We start from the raw sequence: 14,539 nt of genomic DNA, 5'->3' as shown, positions 1-14,539 counted from the left end.
GTGATTTATCATGGGCTCGTTAACAAAAGCTGAAATGGCGGAACGCCTGAACGAAGAGCTAGGATTAAACAAACGTGAAGCCAAAGAGATGGTGGAGACGTTCTTTGATGAAATCCGGGCATGTCTGGCTGCTAACGAGCAGGTGAAATTGTCCGGCTTCGGTAACTTTGATCTTCGCGATAAGCGTCAAAGACCGGGCCGGAATCCTAAAACTGGGGAAGAAGTACCTATCTCGGCTCGCCGTGTTGTAACTTTCCGCCCAGGTCAGAAACTGAAGGACCGTGTCGAAACCTATGCTGGAGACACCCCAGAGTAACGATCCCAACCCAATTCCGGGTAAACGTTATTTTACAATTGGCGAAGTTGCTAAGCTTTGTGATCTCAAGGCGCATGTATTGCGTTATTGGGAGAAAGAGTTTTCACAAATCTCGCCTGTTAAGCGAAACAACCGCCGCTATTACCAGCGACAGGATGTTTTGTTGATTCGTCAGATCAAAAGCTTATTACACGATCAAGGTTACACCCTAAGTGGTGCTAAACAGTATCTTGCCGGTGATAATAATGAAGATGATCAAAGCCAATACAAGCAGTTGCTTCGACAGACTATCTCTGAATTAGAAGATCTATTGGAATCTATTAAGCGCTAGTGTTGCCTTAGTGCTTAATTTTTACCCCTCCATTAAACGCCCGTTTTACTTATATAGTTTATTTCTACTTACACTTTGGCACTGTTTCACGTTTTTGCGGTTGGCTGTGCTCTATAGCTTGATTAGCATCTAAGTTGTTAAACAAGCTAGGATAGTTGAAATGGCAATTTTAAGAGTAGGTTTAGGTCATGACCAAGATGCTTCAGTGGCTGCGAGTGTTGCAATGGAGCTCACACCTAAACCTGACTTGGTGATCTGCTTTGTTAGTTTCTCTTTGGATGTTGAGAAAGCCTACAGTGACATTAGGTCAGTTGTAGGAGATATAGTCCCTATTGTAGGCGGTAGTTCTTGGGGAGAAATCTCTAGCCTAAAACAAGGGCCTCAGGAGGCGAGCGTTGTTGTAATGACACTGCAGAGCGCTTATTTCAGTGTCGGTTTGGGCGTCGGTCAAAACTTATCAAAGCATCCTGAGCAAGCTGCCAAAGACGCTATTCGCGAAGCTTATTCAAACTTGCTCTCAAACCCTGCTGTCATGTCTTTGATGGCAATTGCCTTAGACAGCAAAGGCGCAAAAGAGGTCTCTAGAATAAAGCCCTGTATCAATATGGTCTTACCTGATGGTACTTCAGCTCAAGAAGAGGCTTTTTTACGTAGTCTCATTTTAGAAACTGGCACGGTCTCCCAAGTTATTGGTGGTTCAACAGCTACTGATTTCTCAGATGCTAAAAGTTACCAAATCAGCAATGGTGTTCATCAAGATTCTGCTGTTGTAGCGAGTTTCAGTAGTGGCTTAAAGATAGGTACGGCTATGGGCCATCCTTATGTGGCAGCTAATAAAGGCGCTGTAGTAACTCAGGCTAAAGGGCGGACTGTGCAGATGCTCAATGGTAAGCCAGCGACAGAAGTGCTTCAGAAACTGTTAGGCGGGGAAGAGCTGACTCCAGAGCTGTTTATTCAAAACCCTTTTGGTATCAAATCATCTGATGTTTTTGCAGAGTACACAATCAAAAGTGCTCAGCAGGTTCATGATGATGGTGGCGTGAGCTTTTATGCGGAAATTCCCAAAGGTGCATTTCTACGTGAAATGAAAACGGATGCTGAGATTGCGAGGGAGCGTTTCAAGGAAACGTTACAGAAGGCGATTATCGATGCCGGTAGCCCAAAGAAGATCGGCGCGGTAATTATTTTTAACTGTATCTTACGTCATCTACTAAAAGCACGTTTAGATGTGGATGATATCTGCTTAGTTAAAGAAGTCTGTGGTGAGGATGTGCCTGTTATTGGTTTTAATACATTTGGCGAGCAGGGAGCAACTCAGGGTGGTTCAATAGGTCACTATAACCAGACCGCAACCATCATGGTGATAGGGGAAGAGGTTATCACTCAATAAGCGGAAAAAATCTTTTCAGATTCAGAGTGTTCAGTTAAGATAACCGCCACTTGAAAGTGTTCATTTTCAAGATCTTAGTCGGGATGTAGCGCAGCTTGGTAGCGCACCTGCATGGGGTGCAGGGGGTCGTAGGTTCAAATCCTATCATCCCGACCATTTCTTACTAATACTATGATCTTTCTACGCTAACTCACTATGAGGCATTGGCGTTTGATGGTGTATGCCACAAGCTTAACGTTTATGGCATCTTTTCAGCGGTGAGCAAATCAATCTTGTCGTGCCTTGTCCATTTGATTTTGCATTGATCCATTTGAAGCGCGCTAAGATAGAGTGATGAGTAAGCTAATGTCATTATTTTAAAAGACAATTTAAAAAATCGTTTGTGTGAATTTCTATATGAGCAATCGCTATAGCAAAGAAAGTTTAAGCGAAATCGAACGCGTGACTTTAGGGCATTATGAATCGAATGCAGCGTCTTTTTGGCAAGGTACTCGTGATCATGATGTTAGTCAGAATATTGATGCTTTATTAAGTGCATTACCGCAACGAAAAGGGTTGGATATTTTAGATTTCGGTTGCGGGCCGGGCCGCGATCTTCTTTCTTTTAAAGCCTTAGGTCATTCTCCTACCGGGCTTGATGGAAGTAAGACTTTCTGTGAGATGGCCCGAGTACATAGTGGTTGCCCTGTGCTGAATCAGTCGTTTTGTCATCTCGATCTAGGGGAAGAGTGCTTTGATGGAATTTTTGCTAATGCTTCTATGTTCCACGTCCCCAGTCAGATGCTCGGTGAGGTTTTGTCTAAATGCTATATTGCGTTGAAACCAAATGGGGTCTTATTTACGTCAAACCCGAGAGGGGCGGCAGAAGGGTGGAATGGTGAGCGATTTGGCCACTACATGGAGTTAGAGGTGACTGCTCAATATCTAGAGGATGCAGGTTTTCGTATTCTTGATCATTATTATCGCCCAGAAGGCTTACCTTGCACGCAACAGCCTTGGTTGGCAATTGTCAGTCAGCGCTAAGGTTGTCTATCTTTGCTAAAGAGTACATATGGATTGAAGCGATACTCTCGGTGGCAGGGGGCAGGCCTTACTTTAAGCTAAGGCCTGCCTGTTATGTGCTTTTATAACGTTACTGCTGCAAACCAACCAAAGGCGAGTAGAGGTAAGTTATAGTGTAAGAATGTCGGTACAACCGTATCCCAGATATGATTGTGTTGCCCATCGACGTTTAAGCCTGATGTTGGGCCCAGGGTCGAGTCAGACGCAGGGGAGCCCGCATCACCTAAAGCTGCAGCTGTGCCGACTAGAGCAACGATAGCTAAAGGGCTAAAGCCTAACTGAATAGCTAATGGTACGTAGATAGCTGCAATAATTGGGATTGTTGAGAACGAAGAGCCTATACCCATAGTAATTAGCAAACCCACCAACAGCATTAAGAAGGCTGCTATCGGTTTATTTTGGCCAACAACGTCTACTGAGCTTGTCACTAGCGCTGCGATATCACCGGTTTCTTTAAGCACCTCAGCAAAACCTGATGCGGCAATCATGATAAAGCCAATGGTCGCCATCATTTTCATACCATCAGTCAATACGCCGTCAGATTCTTTCCAACGGATCACGCCAGTAACGGTAAATAAAATAAAGCCAAGCATGGCCCCCATAATCATGGAGTTGGTTACCAGTTGTGTGACGAAGGCTACACCGATAGCTACCAGAGCAACGACAATACTCTTAGAATTAAAGTCATTAACGCTGTTCTCGACAGCTTTAATCTTTGACTGATCATATCGACGTTTCCCGCGATAACTGATGAACACGGCAATTAATAGTCCACACAACATCCCTGCAGCAGGTATGCTCATCGCTTGAATAACTGAGATACCCGTTGTGTCCAGTCCGCCTTGGCCGATATGTTTAAGTAGAATTTCGTTAAGGAATATTCCTCCAAACCCTACAGGTAAAAGCATATAAGGGGTTACTAGGCCAAAGGTCAGTACGCAGGCAATTAAGCGTCGATCCAATTTAAGTTTGCTCATCGCTAGAAGTAAAGGTGGTATTAATAGTGGGATGAACGCAATGTGGATCGGGATTAAGTTTTGTGACGAAATGGCTACCGCTAAGATGATTAGGAGTAGCAGTGTTTTGATCTTGTTGACACGAGCTGGCGTAGGATCTTGGCCAATCACTGTTATTGCTTTATTCGCTAACAAGTGCGGCAGGCCTGATTGTGCAATTGCGACCGCAAAGCCACCAAGTAATGCATAGCTCAAGGCAACGCTTGCACCGCCGCCAATCCCTGTATTAAAAGCATTGATTGTAGCGTCTAGACTCAATCCTCCTGACAAGCCGCCGACAAGTGCGCCAATCAAAAGAGCAATAACCACATGGGTTCTAAAAAGGCTCAGCACCAACATGGTTAGCACTGCAATAATCACTGCGTTCATAGTTAAGCCTAGGGCTCCACATTTTTAAAAAAGGGCGCACCATGAGGGAAGGGCGGAGGGGAGTCAATATGTGAAATGCAAAACAGGTTTAGCAGCTAAAATTGCTTTTTTCTCGCGCTATTAGCCTAGATTCTTTACGAAATTCAGGGCGAAATACTAAGGATAAAAGGGGGGGGGCTACGGGGTAGTTGAAATATAGAGTTGGGGTCACGGCAATATAAAAGTGGCCTGTTATTTATCTGCCGTAACCTCCAACTAGATCGACTAGAAACGGAAAGTGTAAGCTGCTTTTACTTCCGGGCTGTTGCTGCGATCAACAATAGGGCTATCCTCTATCTCACTGCCCCAACCATTAACGCCTATACCCATCTGGATAGTTTGCTGTTTATCCACAACATAAAAAGCATCAACACCCGCGCGGTAGCTCATACTGCTATCTGCTTTATACACTGCTCGCTGTACGGTTGCTTCGTTCGATTTTACGCCGTAGTAGTAATTGTTCAGATCGTCACTACGCCAGTTTAGTTCTAAAGAGGGTTTTACCATCCACTTGGCATTAAGCTGATAAGGTTTAGCCCAGCCAACAGATAGTTCATGCCCTTCGTGGGTATCAGAGATATCTGTCACAAAAGAGGCTGACAATATGCCGTAGTGTGTATCGAACGATGCACTGACACCAGCTTCAAGTGCGCCATCACGTTCTTCCATGCCGTTGAGCATATAGGAATCGCCTGCTTCATAACCTTCGAAACGGTATTGGCCCAATAGATTGACTTGGAATTTACTATTACCGTAAAGCGTGTATTGAACTTTGTTTCCTGCTAACAAAAAGTTACCTTTCTGTGCGTATAAGCTAGGGAATACAGTCGTTTCAGTGCCTACACCTTTATATGCACTCTCATAACTTGTAACGCCAGCGCCGACACCAAAGATCCATTCCTCATCCGCTGCTGCGTTAAAGCTTAATAAAATACCTGTGACTATCGCTATTTGTGATTTCAATTTACCTATCTCCTATAAAGGATATTCCTGAGCCAGTTTTAGTCACTCAATCAAGGAGAAGGGGAGTTCCTTGAAAAGAGTTAACCTGTACTAACTTGAGGCTAAGGATGACAGTCTTGGGCTGACTCCAAAATTAGGGATTACAGATAGGCGAGTAGGTATTTATCTATATTGCGAAAACAAAAAACTCCTCTTAAAGAGGAGTTTTTAGGTTTTAGCTATCTTAATCTTATTAGCCGTAAGCAAAGGCCGGTAACCAAGTTACCAACTGAGGCCAGAAGACGAGCATTACCAGTGCAGCCAATTGCAGTAGGATGAACGGAATTACACCACGGTAAATTTGAGTGAGTTTTACCTCTGGCGGGCAAACACCTTTTAAATAGAACAGTGCAAAACCTACGGGTGGGGTGAGGAATGATGTTTGTAAGGCCATCGCAACGAGCATGACGAACCAAACCAATTCTGGGTTATCCACTACGCCATAGCCGTTTATATCTAACCCAAGCGCTGAAATAACGGGTGCCAATAAAGGTAGAATAATTAGCGTGATTTCTATCCAATCTAGGAAGAATCCCAGCAAGAAGATAATCAGCAGAATAAACGCGACAATGCCGTAATCACCAAATGGAAGTCCTGTTAAGAAGCTTTCGATCAGCTCATCACCGCCCAACTCTCTTAATACCAGAGCGAAACAGGTAGCACCGATAAAGATGGCAAAGATATAAGCCGTAGTGTTGTAAGTGCCGTGTAAAACTTCCTTTAATACTTTGAAGTTATATTTGCGATTGTATATTGCAAGCAGCGTAGCGCCGAAGGCACCTACACCTGAAGCCTCTGTCGGCGTTGCTATACCAGCGAATATAGAACCTAAAACAACGAAGATAAGTAGTACTGTTGGGGTGATCGCTTTTAATACCTTGATTACCGTCTTCATGGTAACAGGCTGGACGTTCTGAGGAACTGGGGCCGCTTCAGGTTTAATAAAGCCTGTGATCAGGATATAGGCGATATATAAACCGCCCAAAATTAGACCAGGGAATACCGCGCCCATAAATAGGTCGCCTACAGACAAACCTAATTGGTCGGCCATGATTACCAGCATAATACTTGGTGGTATTAAAATACCTAAAGTACCGGCACTGGCGATTGTGCCTAACGCAAGCGGTAGTGAGTAGCCCTGTTTTTGCATAGAAGGTAGTGACATCATAGCGAGTAGAACTACTGATGCTCCTATAATGCCGGTGGAGGCCGCTAGGATAATACCGATTACTGTTACAGTGATAGCCAAACCACCACGTACTTTGCCGAAGAGTTCCTGTAGGGATTCCATCAGCTGCTCTGCTACACCGGATTTATCTAGCATATTGCCCATAAAAATGAACATCGGCAGGGCGACCAGAATCCAGTTATCCATGATCTTAAACAGGCGGTTAACCACAAGCCCTAAGGTGGTGAAATCTAATCCAGTTAAAGTGCCTAAGTAGATATCAGATAGGTAGCCAACTAGGGCAAAAATAACGCCAATACCACCCAGCACGTAGGCAACGGGGATACCGGTAAAAAGTAGTGCGATGAATGATAGGAACATCGCAATGACAAGAATCTCATTGATTTCCATCAGTGCTTACCTCGTAACAAAAAGCAGATATCTCGAATAAAGCGCGACACACAAGCTAGGAATAAAAGGCCAAAACTGGCAGGTATGACTGCTTTAATGAGCCAGCGGTATGGAAGCCCTGAAGGAGCGTCGGAATGCTCATTGATGACCCATGCGGAATGAACAAATTCGAGACTGTGGAAAAATACGACGGCAATAAAAGGGAAAACTAGAAATAACATGCCAAAAATTTCGACCCATGCCTTGGTACGTAACCTGAATTTGCCGTAGAGAAGATCAACGCGGATATGGGCGTTATTGACTTGCGCATAAGCTAAACCAAACATAACGCCTACAGCATATAGATGCCATTGCAGCTCTTCTAAAGCGATTAAACCACTAGCAAAACCTTTACGCAGAACTACCTGGGTGATGATCACCAGTACTAATACGACATATACCGATGCGATAAGCATCCCAGTCCTGCGTATGAACAGATCGATTGCATCAGCAAATGCAACCTGCTCTTGATGAGAGGAAGACAGATTATTCACGGGACCCACCCTTGGAAATTCTGAAAAGAAAAGAGGTGTTCAGAACGGTCGAATAACCGTTCTGAACAGGTATGACTTAGACCTGACTCGGTGTGAATCAGGCTATTTGATGCTTAGTCTTGAGGCTTAGTGCGTGGAAGGTAAGCCAAAGATTCCCATAAATCGTAACCACCGCGGAACTGACTCATGTCATCCCATACTTTCTTGAAGAAAGCGTTTTCACTTTGCTCTGCTACTACTTCATCCCAAGAGGATTTGAAGGCTGTTAACATAGTGTCGTTCCAGTAACGCAGTTCAACGCCTTTTTCTGCGGACTTAGCTAGTACTTCAAACTGGCTAGCTTCACCCTCTGCTAGAGACTCAGTGATAGAGGCTTTACAGGTTGTTTCAATAATTTCTTGTTGAGTAGGAGAAAGTTTTTTCCAAGTGTCTTTGTTAATAAGCAGCTCATGCAGCGTTGCTTGCTGATGCCAGCCTGGGAAGTAGTTGTATTTTACAATTTTGTGGAAGCCTAGGCGTTGATCGATCTGTGGTAGGGAAAACTCAGTGGCATCAATCGCGCCTTTTTCTAGTGCGCCAAAAATTTCACCACCAGGTAGCTGTACTGTACCTACGCCCATTTTTTCCATGACTTTAGCGCCCAGGCCAAAGAAACGCATATTGATGCCTTTAAGGTCTTCCGGCTTTTCGATCGGTTTAGAGAACCAGCCAGAGGTTTCTGGTGGATTAATCGCGCAAGGGATGTTGTGTACGTTATAGCCATGAGAGTCGTACATTTCTTGCCATAACTTACGGCCATTGCCATAGTACAACCAAGCTAGGTATTCACCTGCTTCGGGACCGAATGGTACTGCTGAAAACAATGCGGATGCTGGGATCTTACCTTGCCAATAGCCAGCCGTTGCATAGCCTGAATTAATCTTACCTGTAGATACGGCATCAAGGATTTCTGGTGGAGCAACAAGTTTACCTGGCTCATACACCTTCATTTTGATATTGCCACCACTAATCTTATTTAGGCGTTCAGCTACTTCAACAATTGGAGAGCCTAATGCTGGTAGGTTAGTCGCAAAAGCAATCGGTGTTTTCAACAGTACTCTGCCTTCTGCTAATACTGTGGAAGACATTGATACAGTAGCTGCAACAATCGCTGTACTCAGAATGGTTTTTCTCATGGTTTTCATAAGTAACTCCAGTTTCTATTTTTATAGTAGTAATGCGGATATCGACTTATTCGCATGGGGTTCTTGAGGTAATGCTTAGTTAAAAATTGTTGCTCCGGGATAAGGAGCTTCGCCGGTCAATTCGGCTTCAATTCGAAGAAGACGGTTGTATTTCGCGACACGATCAGAGCGACACAACGATCCAGTTTTTATTTGGCCCGCAGCAGTGCCAACGGCAAGATCGGCAATGGTGGTGTCTTCGGTTTCACCTGAACGGTGGGAAATTACGACGCTATAACCCGCGGTTTTGGCCAAGCGAATAGCATCCAATGTTTCAGATAGTGTTCCGATCTGGTTGAATTTGATCAGTATTGAGTTAGCAACCTTCTGTTCTATTCCCTGTTGTAGAATTTTGCTGTTGGTCACAAACAGATCATCGCCGACCAATTGGACTTTATCGCCTAGCTTTTGAGTAAGTTCTGACCAGCCCTTCCAGTCAGATTCGTCCATGCCATCTTCGATCGAGCGAATTGGGTATTTAGCAGCCAGTTCAGCTAGATAGTTGCTGAATTCACTGGCACTAAACTGCTTGTTTTCACCACTTAGCTGATAGAGGTTATCTTGGTAAAATTCGGAAGCAGCGCAATCTAACGCCAGACTAATGTCAGTACCTAGTTGATACCCAGCCTGTTCAACAGCCTGCTGAATAATGATTAACGCCTGCTCATTGCTGCCTAAATTTGGAGCAAAGCCGCCTTCATCACCTACCGCAGTGTTTAAGGCTTGCTGTTGTAGTACTGTTTTCAGGCTATGAAAAACCTCTGTGCCACAGCGCAATGCTTCAGAAAAACTACTGAAATTCAGTGGCTGTACCATAAATTCCTGAATATCCACATTATTGTCGGCATGCTCACCGCCGTTAAGAATATTCATCATTGGTACCGGCATTAGGTATTCACCGGGAGTGCCATTTATTTCTGCAATGTAGGCATACAGAGGCATTTGCTTTTCGATAGCAGCCGCTTTAGCGACAGCTAAAGATACCGCTAAGGTTGCATTGGCACCCAGGTTAGCTTTGTTTTCAGTACCGTCCAGCTTGATCAAGCATTGGTCTAGCTGTTGCTGGTCTAAACAATCCATGCCTAGTAGGGCTTGGTTGATGGATCCGTTTACATTGGTAACCGCTTTTAAAACGCCTTTTCCTTGATAGCGTTTTTGATCGCCATCCCGTAGCTCTAAAGCTTCCCGGGAACCAGTAGACGCACCTGAGGGAGCGCAAGCAGAGGCGGAAACGCCTGATTCCAGAATGACATCAGCTTCAACTGTTGGATTGCCACGTGAATCTAGGACTTCTCGACCGATGATCTGTTTAATCTTGCTCATGACTTTTACCTTCGGCTTCATTCGCAGGGGGATGCGGTATCTCTAGCAATTCTTGCTGCTCGGACACTTCTATTCGAAAGTCAAAATCTCTCGGCCAAGCAGCGGGTTCGTAGGTATTAGTTGGTTCCATGACATCTCCTCCTGTTATGTTTCTTATTTGATATCACTGCCTACACGAACAATTTTTAGCGTGTTGGTACCACCGTGAACATTGAGGTAATCCCCTTTGCTGATCATGACCAAATCACCTTCAGTGACGATTTTTGCGTCGATTAAACTGTTTACAGCAGACTGGTTAATCTGTTCGTGAGAGATTGAAGATGCATCGAAAAATAGAGGCACGACACCACGAAATATGGCTGCTCGATGCAAGGCTTCTTGATTAGGGCTTAGGGCAAAAATAGGTAAGCCTGAACGGATACGAGACATCAACAATGGTGTGGCCCCTGTCTCGGTCATCGCGATAATCGCTTTAACCCCAGATAGGTGGTTGGCGGCATACATTGCGGCCAGACCGATGGTTTCATCAATCTTTGAGAATGATTGATGCATGCGATGCCCAGAGGTTCTTGTTTGCGGTTGAGTTTCCGCGCCCTCTATTACGCGTTCCATGGCTTGTACGGTTTCGATCGGATAATCACCAGCAGCTGTTTCTGCTGAAAGCATAACTGCATCGGTGCCATCCAAAACTGCGTTTGCGACATCAAAAACTTCGGCGCGGGTTGGCATCGGATTCGTGATCATCGATTCCATCATCTGGGTCGCCGTTATAACGACACGGTTTAATTGCCGTGCTCGTTGGATGATCTGTTTTTGCACGCCGATGAGTTCGGCATCACCAATTTCGACCCCTAAGTCGCCGCGCGCGACCATAACACCATCAGAGGCTTCAATTATTTGGTCCAGTACTTCAGGGTTGCTGACAGTTTCAGCGCGTTCAATCTTTGCTATTAAACCGGCACTACTACCTGTCGGAGCGAGTAGGGCACGAGCTTCCTGCATATCGGCGGCATCGCGAGGGAACGAAACGGCTAGGTAATCCACACCGATTTCTGCGGCAGCTAAAATGTCTGCTTTATCTTTTCCTGTTAGTGCGGCGGCGGATAGCCCGCCGCCTTGGCGATTAATACCCTTGTTATTAGATAGGTAGCCACCGAGGACAACCGTACAGTGGATTTCTGGAGCTGAAATCCTTTCAACACGCATGGTCAAGCGACCATCATCCAGTAGCAAAAGGTCTCCTGCTTGGCAGTCATCCACTAAGCCTTTGTAATCAAGCCCGACTTGGTCCTGGTTTCCTGCATCTGTGTCCAGCTCTGCATTGAGGGTAAAAGCTTGACCTGCTTTGAGTAAGACTTTGCCATCAGTAAAGCGGGATATGCGGATTTTGGGACCTTGCAGATCGCCAAGAATAGCAACGTAGCGGTTAGCCGATTTGGCTGCTTCACGTACACGTTGTGCACGAATTTTATGGTCAGTCACAGTTCCGTGGGAGAAATTCAGGCGGACAACATCGACACCTGATTGAATCAGCTGGCTGATTACCGATGGGGAATCAGAGGCTGGGCCAAGAGTGGCAACGATTTTTGTTCTTCTCATGATCTGTGTTCCTATAGCCTTTTAGGTATGAACACATTATCGGTTGAAGGGTAAAGGAGTGCCTCGGCAGGTGTACAAAATTAATGGCTTATTTTGGCTGAATTTTTGTGCATTTGTACAAAAATAAACTGGGGTAATTATGACTATATTTTGAGCAAAAAAAAGCCGGTCTGAGTATCAGACCGGCAAGAGTACAGCAAAGCGCTGTAAGAGGTCAGGGCCATAGGGCGGACCTGAGGATGTGATTCTTTAAGTGTTTGTGTGGTTGAATGCCCAGATAGTTGCGATATTTTTGGCGCAATTCTGAAGATTGATTTCTGCTTGTTGTAGTGCTTCTGGTAAAGAGACTATGCCGGGTACAACACTAAAAATGGCATCAATGCCACAGGCTTGAAGAGGAGCTTGCTCTGGAGTGATTGAGCCTGCTAGCGCTATGACAGGGCAGTCAAAATACTTAGCTCGCTTGGCAACACCAATAGGCGTTTTGCCGCGTAAGCTTTGGCTATCAATACTGCCTTCACCTGTAATTACCAGATCAGCAGCTTTTAGGTGCTGGTCTATTTGTACGGCGTTTAAGACGATTTCAATGCCGCTTTTTAGTTGGGTGTTAAACAGAGCACATAGTGCTGCACCTATGCCTCCTGCAGCCCCGGTTCCAGGGACTTGGGTTACATCAGTTCCACTAACACGTGTTAAAAACTGTGCAAAATGCTTTAGATTTTGATCTAGACGAGATACCTGTTCTTTACTGGCGCCTTTTTGAGGACCAAAGGTGCTTGAGGCGCCTTCTGGTCCAAGTAGAGGGTTATCAACATCACAGGCTACTTCAAATTGAACATGTTTTAAGCGCGGATCTAGTTGGCTGATATCCAGATCCGCTAGCTTATGTAAGGAGCCACCACCGGGGGCTAAAGGATGGCCCGCAGCATCTAGAAGCTTTGCGCCAAGGGCCCGTAGGATTCCCGCGCCACCATCATTGGTCGCGCTACCACCTAAACCAAAAATGATCCGAGTAACCCCTTTATCTAAAGCTGCACGAATTAATTCACCTGTGCCATAACTGGAAGTAATCATCGGATTGCGCTGATTCATCGGAATCAGGTCTAGGCCTGAAGCAGCAGCTGTTTCAATGACTGCTGTTTCGCCATCGCCAAGGATTCCCCAAGTGGCAGTAACGGTTTGTCCAAGCGGGTCTTGTGCCTGAGTGTGATGGAAAGAGCCGCGTGTGGAGGATATTAAAGCGGCTGTTGTTCCTTCGCCACCATCAGCTACCGGAAGTTGAATATATTCGGCCTGTGGCAGAATGTGACTAAAGCCCTGTTTTATGGCTTCAGCTACTTGCTGTGCGGAAAGACTCTCTTTAAAAGAGTCTGGAGCAATAACTATTTTCATAATAATCCTTAAGCAATGCAGGGTGACAGCAAAGTGCTACAACCAGTAATGATTTAAGGATTATTATCCGAAGTTGTGGGGACGACGGCTTCGTACAAAAAAACAAATTAAAAAGGCTTAGTAGTTTTGTTTTTGTCAGATTGCACAATTAAGGGTGATATTAGTTATTCCGGCTTGTTATCCCATTCGCTTAATCGGGTAGCGATATATAAGCGAAAGAGATCCTGAAGGTTTTTAAGATCGATATCTAAGATTTCATTAATTTTCTCAAGTCGATAGCGGAGAGTGTTGCGGTGAACATGCAGATTTTCAGCTGTGAGTGAAAAGTCTGTGTTATTAGCGAAATAAACTTGCAGGGTTTTTTGTAAACTGCCATTACTGTCTTTCTTCACTAGTTTTTCATAGTCTGCTAATAATTGAGGACCGCTCCAGCTTTCCAATGAGTCTTTCAGAACCAAGTCCAACAACATCTCTCTAGCTGAAAATAGTTGTTGTTTAGGATGGCTCAGCTTGCCAACTTCAAGGGTTTTGAGTGCGCTTTGATAGGATTCAGCTAGACCTTCTATCCCTTCAAAATACTGGCCCAGACTGATATGGAAGTTAATATCAGTTTGCTTAGCGAGCTGCAGGCGATATTTCTCTTGATGCTCTTGGCTTTTTTGATAATCCCAGTGCTCATTGCGTAAGAGTATTTTTTGCAAAATAACAATTTGAGTTGGACTTGATATAGCGAGTAATGTGTCTGGATCACGTTTTTCTAGTAGACGTAAAATCCCTTGCATGGTTGAGAGGGAGATATCTTTTTGTGTTTCAGCTGATCTAAGATCTACGATCATTGCGACGCGAGGGATGCCTAAATCTATTTTCATTCGTTCAACCCGGTCGTTGAACAAAGTATCGTTCTGCCAGCCTCCCTCAATCAAACGCACGATAACGCTTTCCTGTAGACGTCGGTCCCAGCGCACTTGTGCAGCGAGCATCGCTTGTTCTAAAACAAGCTCGGCTGTCATTACAACTAGATCGGCGTATTTACGGACTTCGTTGGGGTTGCCTGTAATCCCTACAACGCCAATGATCTGACCATCGTTGGTGATAGGTATGTTTATACCGCCCTGTACGCCGGTTAAAGATTCGGCTTGGTCGGAATCAAAATCTATCTCTGCTTTAGCATTTAAAACCTGAAGGGCGCCCTCGTGGAGTTGATCAATACGATCTGGATCACCTGAACCAACGATGATTGCTTGGTGGTTCATTACATTGACGTTATGACCGATGATTTTCATCGAGCGATCAACGATTTTTTGGGCAATTTGGTGATCAATATACATAGTTTTCTATAACAGCTTTTTTGGGCAGCTTAATACA

At 44.9% G+C, this 14,539-nt stretch carries 14 protein-coding genes and 1 tRNA gene; 5 read left to right on the top strand and 10 right to left on the bottom strand.

Annotated features, from left to right (window positions below; all coding sequences use genetic code 11):
• Nucleotides 1-10: 10 nt before the first annotated feature.
• From ihfA to ACMXYN_RS12535, 5 genes are all read left to right on the top strand, one after another.
• Nucleotides 11-316, top strand: coding sequence for an integration host factor subunit alpha (ihfA, locus tag ACMXYN_RS12555; RefSeq protein WP_415888770.1), 306 nt, complete (start codon nt 11-13; stop codon nt 314-316).
• Entirely contained in the window at nt 294-647 is a 354-nt protein-coding gene (locus ACMXYN_RS12550) for a MerR family transcriptional regulator (RefSeq protein ID WP_415881840.1), read from the top strand. The genes ihfA and ACMXYN_RS12550 overlap by 23 nt, the downstream gene beginning before the upstream one ends.
• A 160-nt stretch (nt 648-807) precedes the next feature.
• Nucleotides 808-2,037 (top strand): FIST signal transduction protein, encoded by a 1,230-nt coding sequence (locus ACMXYN_RS12545; RefSeq protein ID WP_415892111.1) that lies wholly within the window; start codon nt 808-810, stop codon nt 2,035-2,037.
• 79 nt (nt 2,038-2,116) lie between these two features.
• A tRNA-Pro gene (locus tag ACMXYN_RS12540) sits at nt 2,117-2,193 on the top strand.
• 240 nt (nt 2,194-2,433) lie between these two features.
• A complete protein-coding gene (locus ACMXYN_RS12535; protein ID WP_415892110.1) occupies nt 2,434-3,060 on the top strand; it encodes a class I SAM-dependent methyltransferase in 627 nt (208 codons plus the stop codon).
• A gap of 101 nt (nt 3,061-3,161) precedes the next feature.
• Here ACMXYN_RS12535 and ACMXYN_RS12530 read toward each other — a convergent pair whose 3' ends face one another.
• From ACMXYN_RS12530 to ACMXYN_RS12485, 10 genes are all read right to left on the bottom strand, one after another.
• Nucleotides 3,162-4,484 (bottom strand): Na+/H+ antiporter family protein, encoded by a 1,323-nt coding sequence (locus ACMXYN_RS12530; RefSeq protein ID WP_415892109.1) that lies wholly within the window; start codon nt 4,482-4,484, stop codon nt 3,162-3,164.
• Between the two features lie 264 nt (nt 4,485-4,748).
• On the bottom strand, nt 4,749-5,486 hold the full coding sequence (locus tag ACMXYN_RS12525) for a MipA/OmpV family protein (protein WP_415892108.1): 738 nt from the start codon (nt 5,484-5,486) through the stop codon (nt 4,749-4,751).
• Nucleotides 5,487-5,718: 232 nt separating this feature from the next.
• Nucleotides 5,719-7,104, bottom strand: coding sequence for a TRAP transporter large permease (locus tag ACMXYN_RS12520; protein WP_415892107.1), 1,386 nt, complete (start codon nt 7,102-7,104; stop codon nt 5,719-5,721).
• Nucleotides 7,104-7,637, bottom strand: a complete 534-nt coding sequence (locus tag ACMXYN_RS12515) for a TRAP transporter small permease subunit (protein ID WP_415892106.1) — start codon at nt 7,635-7,637, stop codon at nt 7,104-7,106. The genes ACMXYN_RS12520 and ACMXYN_RS12515 overlap by 1 nt, the downstream gene beginning before the upstream one ends.
• A 113-nt stretch (nt 7,638-7,750) precedes the next feature.
• On the bottom strand, nt 7,751-8,821 hold the full coding sequence (locus ACMXYN_RS12510; RefSeq protein ID WP_415892105.1) for a TRAP transporter substrate-binding protein: 1,071 nt from the start codon (nt 8,819-8,821) through the stop codon (nt 7,751-7,753).
• Nucleotides 8,822-8,896: 75 nt separating this feature from the next.
• Entirely contained in the window at nt 8,897-10,183 is a 1,287-nt protein-coding gene (eno, locus tag ACMXYN_RS12505; protein ID WP_415892104.1) for a phosphopyruvate hydratase, read from the bottom strand.
• Complete coding sequence (locus ACMXYN_RS12500; protein WP_415892103.1) at nt 10,170-10,313, bottom strand: hypothetical protein; 144 nt, start codon at nt 10,311-10,313, stop codon at nt 10,170-10,172. The genes eno and ACMXYN_RS12500 overlap by 14 nt, the downstream gene beginning before the upstream one ends.
• A 23-nt stretch (nt 10,314-10,336) precedes the next feature.
• Entirely contained in the window at nt 10,337-11,782 is a 1,446-nt protein-coding gene (pyk, locus tag ACMXYN_RS12495; RefSeq protein WP_415892102.1) for a pyruvate kinase, read from the bottom strand.
• 249 nt (nt 11,783-12,031) lie between these two features.
• Nucleotides 12,032-13,174, bottom strand: coding sequence for a glycerate kinase (locus ACMXYN_RS12490; RefSeq protein ID WP_415892101.1), 1,143 nt, complete (start codon nt 13,172-13,174; stop codon nt 12,032-12,034).
• 164 nt (nt 13,175-13,338) lie between these two features.
• The gene (locus ACMXYN_RS12485; protein WP_415892100.1) at nt 13,339-14,502 is read right to left on the bottom strand and encodes a sugar diacid recognition domain-containing protein; all 1,164 of its coding nucleotides are present in this window, start codon (nt 14,500-14,502) and stop codon (nt 13,339-13,341) included.
• Nucleotides 14,503-14,539: the final 37 nt, after the last annotated feature.

Source organism: Neptuniibacter sp. PT8_73 (assembly GCF_047778045.1).
GTDB lineage: Bacteria > Pseudomonadota > Gammaproteobacteria > Pseudomonadales > Balneatricaceae > Neptuniibacter.
The sequence above is the reverse complement of the archived record's forward strand: the minus strand, read 5'-3'. Positions and strand labels throughout refer to the sequence as shown.

Excerpts from the sequence above, each read along its gene's own strand:
- ACMXYN_RS12535 (WP_415892110.1), top strand. The coding sequence starts at position 2,434 with ATGAGCAATCGCTATAGCAAAGAAAGTTTAAGCGAAATCGAACGCGTG.
- ACMXYN_RS12490 (WP_415892101.1), bottom strand. The coding sequence starts at position 13,174 with ATGAAAATAGTTATTGCTCCAGACTCTTTTAAAGAGAGTCTTTCCGCA.
- ACMXYN_RS12545 (WP_415892111.1), top strand. The coding sequence starts at position 808 with ATGGCAATTTTAAGAGTAGGTTTAGGTCATGACCAAGATGCTTCAGTG.
- eno (WP_415892104.1), bottom strand. The coding sequence starts at position 10,183 with ATGAGCAAGATTAAACAGATCATCGGTCGAGAAGTCCTAGATTCACGT.
- ACMXYN_RS12500 (WP_415892103.1), bottom strand. The coding sequence starts at position 10,313 with ATGGAACCAACTAATACCTACGAACCCGCTGCTTGGCCGAGAGATTTT.
- pyk (WP_415892102.1), bottom strand. The coding sequence starts at position 11,782 with ATGAGAAGAACAAAAATCGTTGCCACTCTTGGCCCAGCCTCTGATTCC.
- ACMXYN_RS12550 (WP_415881840.1), top strand. The coding sequence starts at position 294 with ATGCTGGAGACACCCCAGAGTAACGATCCCAACCCAATTCCGGGTAAA.
- ihfA (WP_415888770.1), top strand. The coding sequence starts at position 11 with ATGGGCTCGTTAACAAAAGCTGAAATGGCGGAACGCCTGAACGAAGAG.
- ACMXYN_RS12485 (WP_415892100.1), bottom strand. The coding sequence starts at position 14,502 with ATGTATATTGATCACCAAATTGCCCAAAAAATCGTTGATCGCTCGATG.
- ACMXYN_RS12530 (WP_415892109.1), bottom strand. The coding sequence starts at position 4,484 with ATGAACGCAGTGATTATTGCAGTGCTAACCATGTTGGTGCTGAGCCTT.
- ACMXYN_RS12520 (WP_415892107.1), bottom strand. The coding sequence starts at position 7,104 with ATGGAAATCAATGAGATTCTTGTCATTGCGATGTTCCTATCATTCATC.
- ACMXYN_RS12510 (WP_415892105.1), bottom strand. The coding sequence starts at position 8,821 with ATGAAAACCATGAGAAAAACCATTCTGAGTACAGCGATTGTTGCAGCT.